The organism is Achromobacter sp. NCFB-sbj8-Ac1-l, from assembly GCF_052695805.1.
In genome coordinates, this window is sequence record NZ_CP199812.1 from 5,573,862 (window position 1) to 5,589,903 (window position 16,042).

Here is a 16,042-nt window from a genome sequence, read left to right on the forward strand (position 1 = left end):
GGGCACCCAAGACTTAATCGGCCCGCAAGACGGAAGGCAGCAACAGCCACCCCGGACGGCGCCAGGACACCAGCCGCGCGTACAGCCAGATATAGACGCTGGCGAACACCACCAGGCTGGCGCCAAGCGCCCAGGCGTTGTCCCACCAGATGGTGGCGGGCACCAGCCCGATCAGGGCCAGCACCCACATGTAGGGCGACGCCAAGGCGTTGCACAGCGCCGGCACCGCATGGCGACGACCGCGGCTGAAGGTCACGCGGACCAGGCGGCGGAACACCAGTTGATGCAGGTGCAGGGCATCGGGCTGGTCCACCGGCACGCCCCGCTTGAAGCGGCGGCGCCAGATGGAGAACCCGGTTTCGAAGACGGGGTAGAACAGCACGGCCAGCGCGTAGAACGGCGATACCGAAGGGTTGCGCACCACCAGCAGCACGGCCAGTTCGGCCAGCATGAAACCCAGGAAATACGCCCCCCCATCGCCCAGGAAGACGCGGCCGAACGGAAAATTCCAGACCAGGAAACCCAGCGTGGCCGAGGCCAGCGCCGCCGAGATCAGGAAGATCGGCACATCGCCGACCTGCAGCGCGACCAGGCTGATGGACACGGCCATCAGCGTGGCAACCATGCCGGCCAGGCCGTTCATGCCGTCAACGATGTTCAGGGCGTGGGTACAGCCGCCCACGGCGAACATGGTGAACAGCAGGGAAACGGGCCAATACGACAGGACGTAGTCCACGGGCGCCATGCCGACACGGCTGACGCCACCCAGCAACCACCAGGCGATCGCGGCGGACAGGAAGGCCGCCAGCAGGCGCTTGCTGGCGCCGATGTCTTTGGTGATGTCTTCGAGCAGGCCCGCCACGAACACGGGCAGCGCCGACACGAACAGCGCCGGCCACAGCCAGGTCAGGGTCATGTTGTCGGGCCCGAGCACCAGCAGGCCCAGGAGCGTGCCGGCCAGCACGGCCAGGCCGCCGACGCGAGGCGTGGCGCGCGAATGGTTCGCTTGCGGTTTGTTGAGGTCGCTGTCGCCGGTGAAGGCGCCATGCCAGCGCTCCGACGCCACGATGAGTCCGCCCACCATGAACGCGACCACGCAAATGTACAGCCAGGTCACAAGGTCACCTTTGGTTGGTCTATCGAGACAGGCCGGCCATTATCGGCCGCAGGTGTAACGCCCATATATGGGAGGAATAAGGAAGTGCAATGCACCGGGACAGAACGTAACACCCGGCATCCGGAACTACGCGCATGGCTGCCGCCCCGATAAACGAGGGTGAATGCGGCGCGGCGAGAGACGCGCGGAAATACGGATTTCATGGATTAATTGTAGAGCTTTCCGCTGCGGCGCACGCGAAATATCCAAGGGAAAACGCCAGGATCATTGCGGGCGATTTCGCCCCGGGCCGGCCATCGCCGGACCACCGCTTCACCCTGCGCCCTCAAAAAATAGGGACGCATTATTTCAAGATAAAAAAAAGCCCGAGATCGTAAGATCTCGGGCTAAATCCACCAAAGGAGGAGGGTGGAGGAGACAACCTTGGCATGTCGGGAGCGGCCTTGAGGTTTCGCTCGCTACGCTGTCGGGGTACGGGTTTTGCTTGGGTACCGCGCCGACTGCGTTTCAACATCCGATGAGATGCATAGTATCGGGTTTTTTTGTGCGATGCAAGAATTTTTTTAAGCGTGCGGCAACCGGACATTCCACGTTGCATTTTTGCCGCAACTTCGCGGACGCCTGCCCGCAAAGCCGCGCCCAGCAATGACCTTGCGAAACGACGGGTTTTTGCCGAACGGGTTAACCCCTTGCGGACTTACCCTAGACCTTGCCGGGTAATCCCGCCCTATGATTTGCACCAGAAAGGTGCATACGGCACCAATATGCGGCAATTTTTGCGCATTGCAACATTTCGGCATCGCGCCCCTCGGGCGGCACATTCAGATCCAGTAGGCCGTCGTGGTCATGACCTTGGACATGGCCCGCATCGCCGTCTTGACCGGCCCGGGCAGCGGCACGCCGCCGGCCGCTTCGGCGCTGGCGCGATGCTGGGCTTCGTCTTCCTTCATCTTCTGCACGATCTGGCGCGACCGGGCGTCCTGCGCCGGCAACGTACGCAGATGGCCGTCCAGGTGCGCCTCGACCTGCTTTTCGGTTTCCGCCATGAAACCCAGGTTGCGCGGCACGCCGGCGTAGCTGGCCAGCACGCCCAGCGCGAACGAACCGGCGTACCAGACCGGATTCAGCAGGCTGGGCCGGCTGCCCAGTTCCGCCAGGCGCTGGTTGCACCAGACCAGGTGATCGACCTCTTCGCTGGCCGCGTCCAGCAACAAGGCGCGCGGGCCGGGTTCGCGGCACGCCGCGGCCTGGCCGCGGTACAAGGCCTGGGCGCAGACCTCGCCCACATGATTGACCCGCATCAGCCCGGCCGCGTGGCGCTTTTCCTGCGCCGACAGGGTGTCCGGTGCCTCGTCTGCCGTGGCCGGATTGGGCCGGCCGGCGCTGGCGCTGCCGGACAGCACGCGCAGCGCGCGGTCGGCTTCGGCCAGCACGGCGTCCAGCGGACTGACGCGACGCAGGAAAGAGGCGGGGCCGGATGGGAACAGGGCGGTGGACATGGACAACTCCTGGAATTGGGGCGCACACACCCCTGATGCGGGGCGGGGCTCTCGTGCCTGGAATTGTACGCAACGGGTATCATCAGCCATTGACTGCGCTCAAGCACCCGCACAAGGACTCCGACACATGGAATGCACGATCGACTGGGGCGGCCCCAACGGCATGCTCTTCACCGCCAGCACTGGCAGCGGCCACGTTGCCGTCATGGATGGCGCGGTGGACGGCGGCGGCCACAACCTCGCCCCCCGCCCGATGGAAATGCTGCTGGCCGGCACCGGCGGCTGCACCGCCTATGACGTGGTGCTGATCCTCAAGCGCGGCCGCCATGCCGTGACCGGCTGCAGCGTCAAGCTGCAGGCCGACCGCGCCGATGTCGACCCCAAGGTGTTCACGCGCATCCATTTCGCCTTCACCGTCACCGGCCGCAACTTGCCCCGGGCCGCCGTCGAACGCGCGGTGCAGCTGTCGCACGAAAAATACTGCTCGGCGTCGGCCATGCTGGAAAAAACCGCCGAGCTGACTTTCTCGGTGGACATCGTCGACACCCAGGAAGCCCCCGCCACGGCCTGACGCGACCGCGCCCTTTCAGCCTTTTCTGATTCTGTACCCATGAAACAATACCTGGACCTCGTTCAATCCATCCTGGACACCGGCGCGTGGCAGGAAAATCGGACGGGCATACGCACCCTGAGCATGCCGGGCGCCTCGCTGCGCTTCGACCTGCAACAGGGCTTTCCGGCCGTGACCACCAAGAAGCTGGCCTTCAAGTCGGCCATCGGCGAGATGGTCGGCTTCCTGCGCGCCTCGCGCAGCGCCGCCGAATTCCGCGAGCTCGGGTGCAAGGTCTGGGACCAGAACGCCAACGAAAACAGCCAGTGGCTGGCCAACCCCTATCGCGAAGGCCCCGACGACCTGGGCCCGGTGTATGGCGTGCAATGGCGCCAGTGGCCGGCCTACAAGGTGCTCGATGCCGGCCGCCAGGAACAGATCGCCGACGCGCTGGCCCGTGGGTACACCAGGGTCGCCGACCTGCAGGAAGACGGCGCCCCCAAGGTGCTGCTCTATAAAGCCGTCGACCAGTTGCGCCAGTGCCTGGATGCCATCCACGAGCGCCCGGGCGACCGCCGCATCCTGTTCCACGGCTGGAACTGGGCCCAGATCGAAGAAATGGCGCTGCCGCCCTGCCATCTGCTCTACCAGTTCCTGCCCAACGCGACCACCCGCGAAATCTCCCTGTGCCTGTACATCCGCTCGAACGATGTCGGGCTGGGCACGCCGTTCAACCTGACCGAAGGCGCGGCCCTGCTGCACCTGGTGGGCCGGCTGACGGGTTACAAGCCGCGCTGGTTCACGTACTTCATTGGCGACGCCCACATCTACGAGAACCATCTGCCGATGCTGCGCGAACAGCTGACGCGCACGCCGTATGAAGCGCCCCAGCTCGTCCTGTCCGACCGTATTCCCGATTTTGCCCAGACCGGCCGCTACGAGCCCGAGTGGCTCGAGAAGGTCGAACCGGGCGATTTCTCGCTGGCGGGCTACACCCACCACGCGCCTCTCACCGCTCCGATGGCCGTTTAAGACGTGGCGGTTCGGCCGGCTGGCGGCCGTCCGCGACGCCGGGATGCGCAAGTGAAGATTGGTGAGCTTCTGGAAGCGCGTTTTCGGTATAACCCATCCCTTAGCCTCGGACGCGCGTCCAGCAAGCCCCGCGCGCCGTTGCTTCTGAACGGCCCATGCCGCGCCGTGCCTGCCGCTCGCCGCGAAACCGGGCACCCCGCCCGGCCTTCCCGGCCGCCTGCACCGCAGCGCCGCACCCCCTATCCAGACAAGAGAGTACGTGAATCGCCAGCGTCGACAGCAGGACCCGCTTGCGGCCCAGTTGCAACTGTTGACTACTAATTGATTTGAATTGAGGCCGGCGCGGCGGCTGTATGCGCCCAGGACAGGACCCCAAAAATGCTCGTTGGAACATATAACCCTTCGCTCGTCCTCGTATCCCTAGGGGTCGCCATCCTGGCGTCGTATACGGCGCTGGGCATGGCCAACCGCGTGCGGGCCGCGAACGGGCTGCCGGCGGCGCGTTACTGGTTGGCCGGCGGCGCAACGGCCATGGGCATCGGCATCTGGGCCATGCATTTCGTCGGCATGCTGGCGTTCAGCCTGCCGATTCCCATGGGGTACGACCTGCCGCTGACCCTGCTGTCGCTGGTCATCGCCATCGGCTGCTCGGCCTTCGCGCTGTGGATCGTCTGCAAGGACGAGCTGCCCTGGTCGCGGTTGATTGCGGGCGCCCTGCTGATGGGCGCAGGCATTGCGGCGATGCACTACATCGGCATGGCCGCGATGCGGATGATGCCCGGCATCTCCTACAACCCGGCGTGGTTCGCCCTGTCCATCGGCATCGCCGTGGCGGCCTCGGGCGCCGCGCTCTGGATCACCTACCGCCTGCGCCAGGACGGCCCCCGGGTGGCGCTGTCGCGGCCGCTGGCGGCCGTGGTCATGGGCCTGGCCATCGTCGGCATGCACTACACCGGCATGGAAGCGGCCGGCTTTCCGGAAGGCAGCATCTGCATGGCGGCCAACGGCGGCATTTCGGCGGGCTGGCTGGCCATTGCCGTGACTGCGGTGACCCTGAGCGTGCTGGCCATCGCCCTGGTGGTGGCGGTGCTGGACAACCGCCTGGAAGCCCGCACCTCCGCCCTGGCCTCGTCGCTGGCCGAAGCCAACGAAGAACTGGTGCAACTGGCACTGCACGACACGCTGACCAAGCTGCCCAACCGCATCCTGCTGGAAGACCGGCTGGAGCAGGCGATTGAAAGCGCCAGCCGCCGCAAGGGCTATTTCGCCGTGCTGTTCTTCGACCTGGACGGCTTCAAGGCGGTCAATGACGCCTACGGCCACCATACCGGCGACGCCCTGCTGATCGACCTGGCCCAGCGTATCCGCCAGACCCTGCGCACGCAGGACACGGTCGCGCGGCTGGGCGGCGACGAGTTCATCGTGCTGAGCGAGGTGGTGGAACCCACCGACGCCGCCAACGTGGCGGACCGCCTGATCGAGGCCATTGCGCGGCCGGTCATGGTGTATGGCCACGAAGTGCTGGTGACCTCCAGCGTGGGCATCGCCATCTACCCGAATGACGGTGAAGACACGCACGCGCTGCTGACCAACGCGGACGCCGCGATGTACCACGCCAAGCGCCTGGGCGGCACCGGCTACAGCTTCTTCGAGCCGTCGATGAACGCCGACGCGCACGAGCAGATCGAGCTGCTGCACGACCTGCGCCTGGCGCAGGAGCGCGACCAGTTCGTGCTGCACTATCAACCCAAATACGAAGCGCCCGCCGGCCCCATCATGGGGGCCGAGGCGCTGCTGCGCTGGAACCACCCGACCCGCGGCCTGGTGGGCCCGGACCAGTTCATTCCCACGGCCGAGAAGACCGGGCTGATCCTGTCGATCGGCGAATGGGTCATCAACGAGGCCTGCCGCCAGATGCGCGAGTGGATCAACGCCGGACAGGGGCACTGGACCATTGCCGTGAACATCTCGGCGCTGCAGTTCGCCCATGCCAGCCTGGTCGAAACCGTGCGCGCCGCGCTGGCGCGCCATGACGTGCCGCCGTCGTGCCTGACGCTGGAAGTGACCGAATCCACCGCCATGCGCGACGCCGAGGCCAGCCTGACGGTGCTCAAGCGCCTGTCGGGGCTGGGCGTGACCATTTCCATCGACGACTTCGGCACCGGCTATTCCAGCCTGCTCTACCTGAAGCGGCTGCCGGCCACGGAATTGAAGATCGACCGCGGCTTCGTCAACCAATTGGAAAACGACAACGAGGACGCCGCCATCGTCTCGGCCATCGTCGCGCTGGCCCAGCAACTGAACTTGCGCATCGTGGCCGAGGGCGTGGAAACCACCGCGCAGCAGAAATTCCTGACCGGGCTGGGCTGCGACTCGCTGCAGGGCTTCCTGCTGGGCAAGCCGATGCCGGCCAGCGAGTTCCTGGAACACGCGTCGGGCTGAATTTGCTACGCTTGGGGCCTTCCCGCCGGCCCTGCCGGCCGACCTCCCCGAGCTTCCCGACCGCATGTCCGCCAGCCTTACCCTGATCGTCGCCTATTCCACCAACCGCGCCATCGGGCGCGACAACGCCCTGCCCTGGAAATTGCCGGGCGACCTGGCACATTTCAAGCGCAGCACGCTGGGGCACCCCATCATCATGGGGCGCAAGACCTGGGAATCGCTGGGCCGCCCCCTGCCCGGGCGCACCAACATCGTCGTCAGCCGCAATCCGGATTTCAGCGCCGCCGGCGCCACGCTCGTGCCGTCACTGGAAGCGGCCATCGCCGCCTGCGGCGACAGCGCCGACGCCTTCGTGATTGGCGGCGCGCAGATCTATACGCAGGCGCTGCCGCTGGCCCGCCGCATCCTGGCCACGGAAGTCCATGCCGAGGTCGAGGGCGACGCCTTCTTCCCGCTGCTGCCGGGCTTCCAATGGAAGGAAACGGCGCGCGAAGCGCAGCCGGCCGAAAACGGCTACGACTACGATTTCGTCACGTACGAACGGGCCTGACCCGCGCCAGCCTGCGCGCGGCCTGGCCGGGGATACGCCGGCATCCTCCAGGCGGCGTCGGCATCCGCTAGGCGGCGCCGGCGTTGCGCATGAAGCGCCATAGCGCCGGCGCTTCGGAATAGGCCACGTTGAAGCGCACCCAGGGCGTATCGGCCTCGTCGGCCTCGAAATACGACCCCGGCGCCAGCCAGATGCCGTCTTTCAGGGCCGACTCGGCCAGGCCATTGGCGCCGCGTTCGCGCCACTGCCCGGCCACCTTCGCCCACAGGAACAGGCCGGCCTGGGGCCGCGCATAGACCTCGAAGCCATGCTGCGCCATCTGTCCGGCCACGTTGGCGTGCGCCTGGGCCAGGCGTTCGCGGGTGCGCTCGATGTGCGCCCGGTAACGGCCTTCGCGGATGACCTGGTGGACGATGCGCTCCATGATTTCGGGCGAGGTCAGGCCCACCGCCATCTTGGTGCGAGCGATGTCGCGGGTCAGGTCGCGATGCGCCACCACGTAGCCCACCCGCACGGACGGGCTGATGACCTTCGAATAGCCGCCCAGGTAGACCACCCGGCGCCCGCCGTCCAGCGCCGCCAGCATGGGCGTGACGCCCGGCGCCAGCTCGCGCGAGATGTCGTCTTCCACCACCCACAGACCATGGCGTTCGGCCAGTTGCAGGATGCGAAAGGCGTTGGCCATGCTGATGCTGGCCCCGGACGGATTCTGCAGCGCGGTGTTGACGAACAGCGCCCGCGGCCGGTGCTGCGTGGCCGCGCGCTCCAGGGCGTCGCAATCCAGGCCGTCCAGGGTGCGCGCCACCGGCACCACCCGCAGCCCGGCCAGGCGCAGCATCTGCAACAGGTTGGCGTAGGCGGGTTGCTCGACCAGTACGGTGTCGCCCGGCCGCAGCAGGGTGCGGATCACCATGTCCAGACCGTGGGTCACGCCCTGGGTCAAGAGCACCTGGGATACCTCGACCTCCATGCCCTGCGCGCTGAGCGTGGCGGCGATGGTTTCACGCAGCGGCGCGTAGCCGTAGGGATGGCCGTAGTGGGCGATGCGCATGGCCGGCACCCGGCCCATGTGGCGCAGCGCCACGTGCAGCCCTTCTTCATTCAGCCACTCGCCGGGCAGCCAGCCGCAGCCCGACTTGATGGGAATGGAGTGGTCCGCGAAGATGTCCGACAGCAGCCAGCTCGCGTTCAGGCGGGGCGGCTCCCAGGATTGCGGCTCGCCCCGGCGGGCTGGCGCGTCCGGCTGGGCCACCCGGTAGCCGGCGCCCGGGCGTGCGGCCAGCCAGCCCAGCGACACCAGGCGGCTGTAGGCGCTGGCCACGGTGAAGGTGCTGACCGCGTGCTGGCGCGCGAACTCGCGCACCGAGGGTAGGGACATACCCGGACGCAGCAGTTGGGCCTCGATGGCTTGCAGGATGGCCGCCACCAGCTGGTCCACCAGCGTGGGGGCCTGGCCGCGGGCGCGCACGGGCTGGAAATCAATCACGGCAGAAACGTTAACTGTACAGTTGTCATGCTTGCAACTATACAGTTAGCCCGCTTTGCGCGGATTGTATATTTTCAATCCGCGCGGGACGCACCAGAATCATTCGCATCCGCCGGCTGCCTGCACGCGACGCAAGCAAAGCCGGGCCTGTCACCCCCTGGAGCCGCCATGAACGCCCCCGCCGAGTTGCCCGACCTGTCCCATCTCTGGATGCCCTTTACCGCCAACAAACAGTTCAAGGCGCATCCCCGCATGCTGGCGGCAGCGAAAGGCATGTACTACACCTCGGCCGACGGTCGCCAGATCCTGGACGGCACGGCCGGCCTGTGGTGCGTGAACGCCGGCCACGGCCGCCAGGAAATCGTCGACGCGATTTCCCGCCAGGCCGGCATCATGGACTATGCGCCGGGCTTCCAGCTGGGCCATCCGCTGGCCTTCGAAGCCGCCACCGCCGTGGCCAGCTTCATGCCGCAGGGCCTGGACCGCGTCTTCTTCACCAACTCGGGTTCCGAGTCCGTCGACACGGCGCTGAAGATCGCGCTGGCCTACCACCGCGCCCGCGGCGACGGCCAACGCACCCGCCTGATCGGCCGCGAGCGCGGCTATCACGGCGTGGGCTTTGGCGGCATCTCGGTCGGCGGCATCTCGACCAACCGCAAGACTTTCTCCGGCGCGCTGCTGCCCGCCGTGGACCACCTGCCCCACACCCACAACCTGGAGCAGAACGCCTATTCCAAGGGGCAGCCCGCCTGGGGCGCCCATCTGGCCGACGAGCTGGAACGCATCATCGCGCTGCACGACGCGTCCACCATCGCCGCCGTGATCGTCGAGCCCATGGCCGGCTCCACCGGCGTGCTGATCCCGCCCAAGGGCTACCTGGAAAAGCTGCGCGAAATTACGTCCAAGCACGGCATCCTGCTGATTTTTGACGAAGTCATCACCGCCTACGGCCGTTTGGGCGCCGCCACCGCATCCGAATTCTTCGGCGTCACGCCCGACCTGATCGCCATGGCCAAGGGGGTCAGCAACGCCGCCGTGCCCGCGGGCGCCGTCGCCGTGCGCCGCGAAGTGCACGACGCCATCGTCAACGGACCGGCCGGCGGCATCGAGTTCTTCCACGGCTATACCTATTCGGCGCACCCGCTGGCCGCCGCCGCCATCCTGGCAACGCTGGACATCTACCGCCGCGAAGACCTGTTCAGCCGTGCCCGCAAGCTGTCCGGCGCGTTCGAGCAGGCCGCCCACAGCCTGAAAGGCGCGCCGCACGTCATCGACGTGCGCAACCTGGGCCTGGTATCCGGCATCGAACTGGCGCCGCGCGCCGGCGCACCGGGCGCACGCGCCGCCGAAGTGTTCCAGAAATGCTTCGACAGCGGCCTGATGGTGCGCTACACCGGCGACATCATCGCCGTCTCGCCCCCGCTGATCATCGAAGAGGCCCAGATCGGCCAGATCTTCGAGCAGATCGGCAAGGCGCTCAAGGAAGTCGCATGACGCCGCGCCCCGCTGCCGCGTCCACGCGACGCCGACGGGGCGTTGTCCCCCACCTGCGCGCGGGCCTGCCCGCCGCACACTGACACACTCGCGGGCGGCCCTGGGCCGCCCTCCGGCATTTTCAAAGAACCCGTTCCGAGCCTTTCCCATGAAGAAGATTCCGCACTACATCAACGGCCAGCACTACGACGGCCGCAGCAACCGCTACGCCGACGGCTTCAACCCGGCCACCGGCGAAGTGACCACGTCCGTGCCGCTGGCGTCCACCGATGAAGTGGCGCTGGCCGTGGCCTCGGCCAAGGCCGCCTTTCCCGCCTGGTCCGAAACGCCCGCACTCAAGCGTTCGCGCGTGCTGTTCAACTTCAAGGCGCTGCTGGACAAGCATCAGGACGAGCTGGCCGAACTGATCACCCGCGAGCACGGCAAGGTGTTCTCGGATGCCAAGGGCGAAGTCATGCGCGGCATCGAGATCGTGGAATTCGCCTGCGGCATTCCGCAACTGCTCAAAGGCCAGTATTCGGACCAGATCGGCGGCGGCATCGACAACTGGAGCATGCGCCAGGCGCTGGGCGTGGTGGCCGGCATCACGCCGTTCAACTTTCCCATGATGGTGCCGTGCTGGATGTTCCCCGTGGCCATCGCCTGCGGCAACACCTTCGTGCTCAAGCCGTCCGAACGCGACCCGTCGGCGTCCCTGCGCCTGGCCGAACTGCTGACCGAAGCCGGCCTGCCCCCCGGCGTCTTCAACGTGGTGCATGGCGACAAGCAGGCCGTGGACGCGCTGATCGCACATCCTGACGTCGAGGCCCTGTCCTTCGTCGGCTCGACCCCCATCGCCGAATACATCTACGCCGAAGGCACCCGCCGCGGCAAGCGCGTGCAGGCGCTGGGCGGCGCCAAGAACCACCTGGTGGTGATGCCCGACGCCGACCTGGACCAGGTCACCGACGCCCTGATGGGTGCGGCCTATGGCTCGGCCGGCGAACGCTGCATGGCCATCTCGGTGGCCGTGGCGGTGGGCGACGTGGCCGACAAGGTGGTCGAGCGCCTGATCCCGCGCGTCAAGGCGCTGGTGGTCAAGGACGGCATGAACGGCGACGCCGAAATGGGCCCGCTGGTCACCGCGCAGCACCGCAACAAGGTGATCGGCTACATCGAAGACGGTATCGCCGCCGGCGCCGACATGCTGGTCGACGGCCGCGACCTGAAGGTGCCGGGCAACGAAAAGGGCTTCTTCCTGGGCGGCACGCTGTTCGACAACGTCAAGCCAGCCATGAACATCTACCGCGAAGAAATCTTCGGACCGGTGCTGTGCATCGTGCGCGTGCCCGATTTCGCCTCGGCGGTCGAACTGATCAACGCCCATGAATTCGGCAACGGCGTGGCCTGCTTCACGTCCGACGGCGGCGTGGCGCGCGCTTTCGCCCGCCAGATCAAGGTCGGCATGGTCGGCATCAACGTGCCGATCCCGGTGCCCATGGCCTGGCATTCGTTCGGCGGCTGGAAGCGGTCGCTGTTCGGCGACCACCACGCCTACGGCGAAGAAGGCATCCGCTTCTACTCGCGCTACAAGAGCGTGATGCAGCGTTGGCCGGACAGCATCGCCAAGGGCGCGGAATTCACCATGCCCGTGGCCAAGTAGTCGCGCCACACGCGTCCACACCGCCCCGGCCGCGGCGGCCGGGGCTTTGCCGAAAGACACAACAAGGGGAATCCTGATGCGTATCGGGATAGGCGGCTTTCAGCATGAAACCAATACGTTCGCGCCCTCACGCGCGACGTGGGAAGACTTCGCCGAAAAGGGCGGCGGCTGGCCCAGGCTGGTCAGCGGCCCGGCCATGTTCCAGGCCGTGGCCGGCGCCAACATTCCGGTGGCCGGCTTCATCGAGGCCATGGGCAGCCATACGCTGCTGCCCGCCACCTGGGCTGCGGCCAGCCCTTCCGGACTGGTCACCGAAGATGCGTTCGAACGCATCAGCGCGCTGATCCTGCAGGGGCTGTCGCAGGCCATGCCGCTGGACGGCGTCTACCTGGACCTGCACGGCGCGATGGTCACCGAGCACCTGGACGACGGCGAGGGCGAACTGCTCAAGCGCGTGCGCGCGCTGGTGGGCCCCGACGTGCCGGTCGTTGCCAGCCTGGACCTGCATGCCAACGTCACGCGGGCCATGGTGCAGCACGCGGACGCGCTGGTCTGCTATCGCACCTATCCGCACATCGACATGGCCGAGACGGGCCAGCGCGCCGCCGCCCTGCTCGCACAGCGCCTGGCGGGCACGCCGCGCAGCCACGTCGCGCTGCGCCAGTTGCCCTATCTGATTCCACTGTGCTGGCAGTCCACCGACATCGAGCCGTCGCGCAGCCTGTACCAGCGGCTGGGCGACATCGAAGCCCGCGGCGCCCGGAGCCTGTCGTTCGCCACCGGTTTCCCGGCCGCGGATTTTCCGGATTGCCTGCCCGCGGTCTGGGCCTACGGAGCCACGCAGGCCGAGGCCGACGCGGCCGCCGACGAAATGGCGCGCGCCGTGCTCAACGCCGAACGCGACTTCGGCGGCACGCTCTACACCCCTGACGACGCGGTGACCACGGCCCTGCGGCTGGCACGCGACGCCCACGCGCCCATCGTCATCGCCGACGCGCAGGACAACCCCGGCGCCGGCGGCAGTTCCGACACCACGGGGCTGTTGCGCGCCCTGATCCGCCACGACGTTCGCGATGCTGCCATCGGCCTGATCGTCGACCCCGAGGCCGCCTTGGCCGCACACCGCGCAGGCGTCGGTAAGACAGTCCGAATTTCATTGGGTGGACATTCGGGTATTCCTGATGACGAACCCCTGGACGCCGAGTTCATCGTAGAGAAAACTTCCGATGGGCGCTTCGATACGCACGGCGCGTTCTACCGCGGCTTCCACATGGATCTCGGCCCCAGCGCCTGCCTGCGGATCGGCGGCGTGCGCATCGTGGTGGCGTCCAGCAAGGTGCAGATGGCCGACCAGGAGATGTTCCGCTTCGCCGGGGTGGACCCGCGCCGCGCGGCGATCCTGGCGGTGAAAAGTTCGGCGCATTTCCGGGCTGATTTCACGCCCATCGCGCACACGATCCTGGTGTGCGCCGCACCGGGCTCGATGCTGATGGATGCGGCTAAACAACCATGGACACGGTTGCGTCCGGGCATCAGAATGGCGCCTTGCGGCCCGGTCTTCGCCGGACCCGCTACAGCCTGACCCTCGCACGCCGCGCCCCTGGCGCGGCGCGTTAACGACGTAGCGGCTCAACACGCCGCTCACTACGCATCAAGGGGATTTTCATGCTCAAGTTTGTCCGCGCGGCCGCTTTGGCCAGCGCCACCCTGCTGATGGCCCACGGCGCCTACGCCGAGACCGTCATCAAATCGGTGATGCACTCGCCTTTGCGGCTGACCGACCCGCACGCCACCACCGCGTACATCACGACGTGGCACGGCTACATGATCTACGACACGTTGCTGGCCACCGATGCCAACAACAAGATCCAGCCGCAGATGCTGGAAAAATGGGACGTCTCGGCCGACGGCAAGACCTACACCATGACGCTGCGCCCGGGCCAGAAATGGCATGACGGCAAGCCCGTCACGGCCGAAGACTGCGTGGCGTCCATCAAGCGCTGGGCCGCGGGCGACGGCATGGGCCGCACCCTGCTCAAGTTCACGGACAAGATCGAAGTCATCGACGACAACAGCTTCCGCATCGTCATGAAAGAACCGACGGACCTGGCGCTGCGCGCCCTGTCCAAGCCCACCGGCACGGCGCCCTTCATGATGCCCAAGCGCATCGCCGACCTCGCCATCGGCCAGCCCATCACCGACATGACCGGTTCGGGCCCCTTCAAGATCGTCGAATTCAAGCCGGGCGTGAAGACCGTCTACGCCAAGTACACCGACTACGTGCCGCGCAAGGAACCCGCCAGCGGGTTGGCCGGCGGCAAGGTCGTGAACGTGGACAAGGTCGAATGGGACGTCATGCCCGACGCCCTGACCACCGCCAATGCGCTGTTGGGCGGCGAGATCGACTTCGTCGAGCAATTCCCCTATGACCTGTTGCCGATGATCGAAGGCAACAAGGACCTGAAGGAAGAATCGCTCAGCCCGGTCGGCTACTTCACGATGTACCGCTTCAACTTCAAGTACCCGCCCTTCAACAACAAGAAGATCCGCCAGGCCGCCATGTACGCCATCGGCCAGGAAGACGTGATGAAGGCGCTGGTGGGCAATCCCAAGTACTGGCGAACCTGCGCATCGCTGTGGGGCTGCGGCACGCCGCTGGAAACCGACATCGGCAAGGACGTCGTGGTGCCCTCGAACATCGAGAAGGCCAAGGCCCTGCTGAAGGAAGCCGGCTACGACAACACCCCCATCCTGGTGATGCACGCCACCGACGTGGGCACGCTGTCGGCCCAGCCGGTGGTCATGGCCCAGGCCCTGCGCAAGGCCGGCTTCAACGTCAACCTGGCGGCGATGGACTGGCAGAGCGTGGCGACCCGCCGCGCCTCGAAGGCAGCGCCGGCCGAAGGCGGCTGGAACATCCACAACACCAACTGGTATGCCACCGACGTCATGGACCCGGTGCGCTCGGCCCCGGCCGCGGCCAATGGCGACAACGCCTGGTTCGGCTGGCCTGACTTCCCCCAGGTCGAGGAACTGCGTACCAAGTTCGCGCTGACCTCCGACCCGGCCGAACAGAAGAAGATCGCCGACGAGCTGCAGCGCATCGGCATCGACGAGGGCCTGTACGTGCCGCTGGGCCAGATGTCCGTGCCCACCGTGTACTCGGCCAAGTTGTCCGGCCTGGTGCATGCACCGGTGTTCGCGTTCTGGAATGTGAAAAAAGCCCCTTGAAGGGCAGCAGCCAGGGCCTGCCCTCAGGCAGGCCCTGATTTTGGGGGAATTACATGCTGGCATTCGTTTCACGCCGGCTCCTCGCGACCATCCCCGTACTGGTGATGGTCGCGGTGGTGGTCTTTGCGATATTGCGTGCGGGCTCGGGCGATCCGGCCATCATCATGGCCGGCGACGGCGCCACGCCTGAACGTGTCGAGCAGATACGCCAGACGATGGGCCTGGACAAGCCGGTGGTCCAACAATTCTTCATCTGGGGCGGCCGGCTGTTGCAGGGCGACCTGGGTACCTCGCTGATGTCCGGCGTGCCGGTCACCAAGCTCATCAGCCAACGGCTCGAGCCGTCGCTCAGCCTGGCGGTGCTGACCCTGATCTTCACCCTGATCGTGGCGATTCCGCTGGGCGTGCTGGCGGCCTGGCGCCAGGGCCGGCTGCTGGACCGCGCCGTGATGGGCTTTTCGGTGCTGGGCTTCTCGGTGCCGGTGTTCGTCACCGGCTACCTGCTGATCTGGACCTTCGCCATCAAGCTGGGCTGGTTCAACGTGCAGGGCTATTCGCCACTGGCCAATGGCTTCTGGCCGTTCCTGCACCGGCTGATCCTGCCGTCGCTGGCGCTGTCCACCGTGTACATCGCCCTGATCGCGCGCATCACGCGCACCAGCGTCATCGAGGTCATGGGTGAAGACTTCATTCGCACGGCGCGCTCCAAGGGCCTGACCGAAACCGGCGTGCTGCTGGGGCATGCGCTGCGCAACGCGGCCGTGCCCATCGCCACGGTGGTGGGCCTGGGCATCGCGCTGTTGATCAGCGGCGTGGTCGTGACCGAATCGGTCTTCAACATTCCCGGCCTGGGCCGGTTGGTGGTCGAGGCCGTGCTGGCGCGCGACTACCCCGTGATCCAGGGGCTGACGCTGTTCTTCGCGTTCGTCTACGTGTTCATCAATCTGGTTGTCGATTGCGCCTACACGGTGTTCGACCCCCGTATCCGATACTGAGGCC

At 66.7% G+C, this 16,042-nt stretch carries 13 protein-coding genes; 10 read left to right on the forward strand and 3 right to left on the reverse strand.

From position 1 onward, the window contains the following. Nucleotides 1-13: 13 nt before the first annotated feature. Complete coding sequence (locus ACUDP5_RS25605; RefSeq protein ID WP_263909614.1) at nt 14-1,117, reverse strand: MraY family glycosyltransferase; 1,104 nt, start codon at nt 1,115-1,117, stop codon at nt 14-16. Between the two features lie 134 nt (nt 1,118-1,251). Here ACUDP5_RS25605 and ACUDP5_RS25610 point away from each other — a divergent pair, with 134 nt between their 5' ends. Further along, entirely contained in the window at nt 1,252-1,494 is a 243-nt protein-coding gene (locus ACUDP5_RS25610; RefSeq protein ID WP_445657535.1) for a hypothetical protein, read from the forward strand. 444 nt (nt 1,495-1,938) lie between these two features. On the opposite strand, the gene coq7 is transcribed toward ACUDP5_RS25610, so the two are convergent. After that, on the reverse strand, nt 1,939-2,616 hold the full coding sequence (gene coq7 / locus ACUDP5_RS25615; protein ID WP_263909611.1) for a 2-polyprenyl-3-methyl-6-methoxy-1,4-benzoquinone monooxygenase: 678 nt from the start codon (nt 2,614-2,616) through the stop codon (nt 1,939-1,941). A 127-nt stretch (nt 2,617-2,743) separates the two neighbouring features. On the opposite strand from coq7, the gene ACUDP5_RS25620 reads away from it, so the two are divergent. From ACUDP5_RS25620 to ACUDP5_RS25635, 4 genes are all read left to right on the forward strand, one after another. Then, a complete protein-coding gene (locus ACUDP5_RS25620; protein ID WP_025139406.1) occupies nt 2,744-3,187 on the forward strand; it encodes an OsmC family protein in 444 nt (147 codons plus the stop codon). Between the two features lie 39 nt (nt 3,188-3,226). Continuing rightward, the gene (locus tag ACUDP5_RS25625) at nt 3,227-4,198 is read left to right on the forward strand and encodes a thymidylate synthase (protein WP_263909609.1); all 972 of its coding nucleotides are present in this window, start codon (nt 3,227-3,229) and stop codon (nt 4,196-4,198) included. 378 nt (nt 4,199-4,576) lie between these two features. After that, a complete protein-coding gene (locus ACUDP5_RS25630) occupies nt 4,577-6,640 on the forward strand; it encodes an EAL domain-containing protein (RefSeq protein ID WP_263909608.1) in 2,064 nt (687 codons plus the stop codon). Nucleotides 6,641-6,704: 64 nt separating this feature from the next. Beyond that, nucleotides 6,705-7,190, forward strand: a complete 486-nt coding sequence (locus ACUDP5_RS25635) for a dihydrofolate reductase (RefSeq protein WP_263909606.1) — start codon at nt 6,705-6,707, stop codon at nt 7,188-7,190. A 67-nt stretch (nt 7,191-7,257) separates the two neighbouring features. Here the strand turns inward: ACUDP5_RS25635 and ACUDP5_RS25640 are convergent, their stop codons facing one another. Then, complete coding sequence (locus ACUDP5_RS25640; RefSeq protein WP_263909605.1) at nt 7,258-8,676, reverse strand: aminotransferase-like domain-containing protein; 1,419 nt, start codon at nt 8,674-8,676, stop codon at nt 7,258-7,260. A gap of 168 nt (nt 8,677-8,844) precedes the next feature. On the opposite strand from ACUDP5_RS25640, the gene ACUDP5_RS25645 reads away from it, so the two are divergent. The 5 genes from ACUDP5_RS25645 to ACUDP5_RS25665 all read left to right on the forward strand — a co-directional run bounded on the left by ACUDP5_RS25645 (nt 8,845) and on the right by ACUDP5_RS25665 (nt 16,038). Continuing rightward, nucleotides 8,845-10,170 (forward strand): aspartate aminotransferase family protein, encoded by a 1,326-nt coding sequence (locus ACUDP5_RS25645; protein WP_263909603.1) that lies wholly within the window; start codon nt 8,845-8,847, stop codon nt 10,168-10,170. Nucleotides 10,171-10,318: 148 nt separating this feature from the next. Further along, on the forward strand, nt 10,319-11,812 hold the full coding sequence (locus ACUDP5_RS25650; RefSeq protein WP_263909601.1) for a CoA-acylating methylmalonate-semialdehyde dehydrogenase: 1,494 nt from the start codon (nt 10,319-10,321) through the stop codon (nt 11,810-11,812). A 76-nt stretch (nt 11,813-11,888) separates the two neighbouring features. Beyond that, nucleotides 11,889-13,394: a M81 family metallopeptidase gene (locus ACUDP5_RS25655; RefSeq protein ID WP_263909599.1), complete on the forward strand. Its 1,506-nt coding sequence runs from the start codon at nt 11,889-11,891 to the stop codon at nt 13,392-13,394. An 83-nt stretch (nt 13,395-13,477) separates the two neighbouring features. Continuing rightward, nucleotides 13,478-15,043 carry an ABC transporter substrate-binding protein gene (locus ACUDP5_RS25660; protein WP_263909597.1) on the forward strand — a complete coding sequence of 522 codons (1,566 nt, stop codon included), beginning with the start codon at nt 13,478-13,480 and terminating at the stop codon, nt 15,041-15,043. A gap of 53 nt (nt 15,044-15,096) precedes the next feature. Further along, a complete protein-coding gene (locus tag ACUDP5_RS25665) occupies nt 15,097-16,038 on the forward strand; it encodes an ABC transporter permease (RefSeq protein ID WP_263909595.1) in 942 nt (313 codons plus the stop codon). Nucleotides 16,039-16,042: the final 4 nt, after the last annotated feature.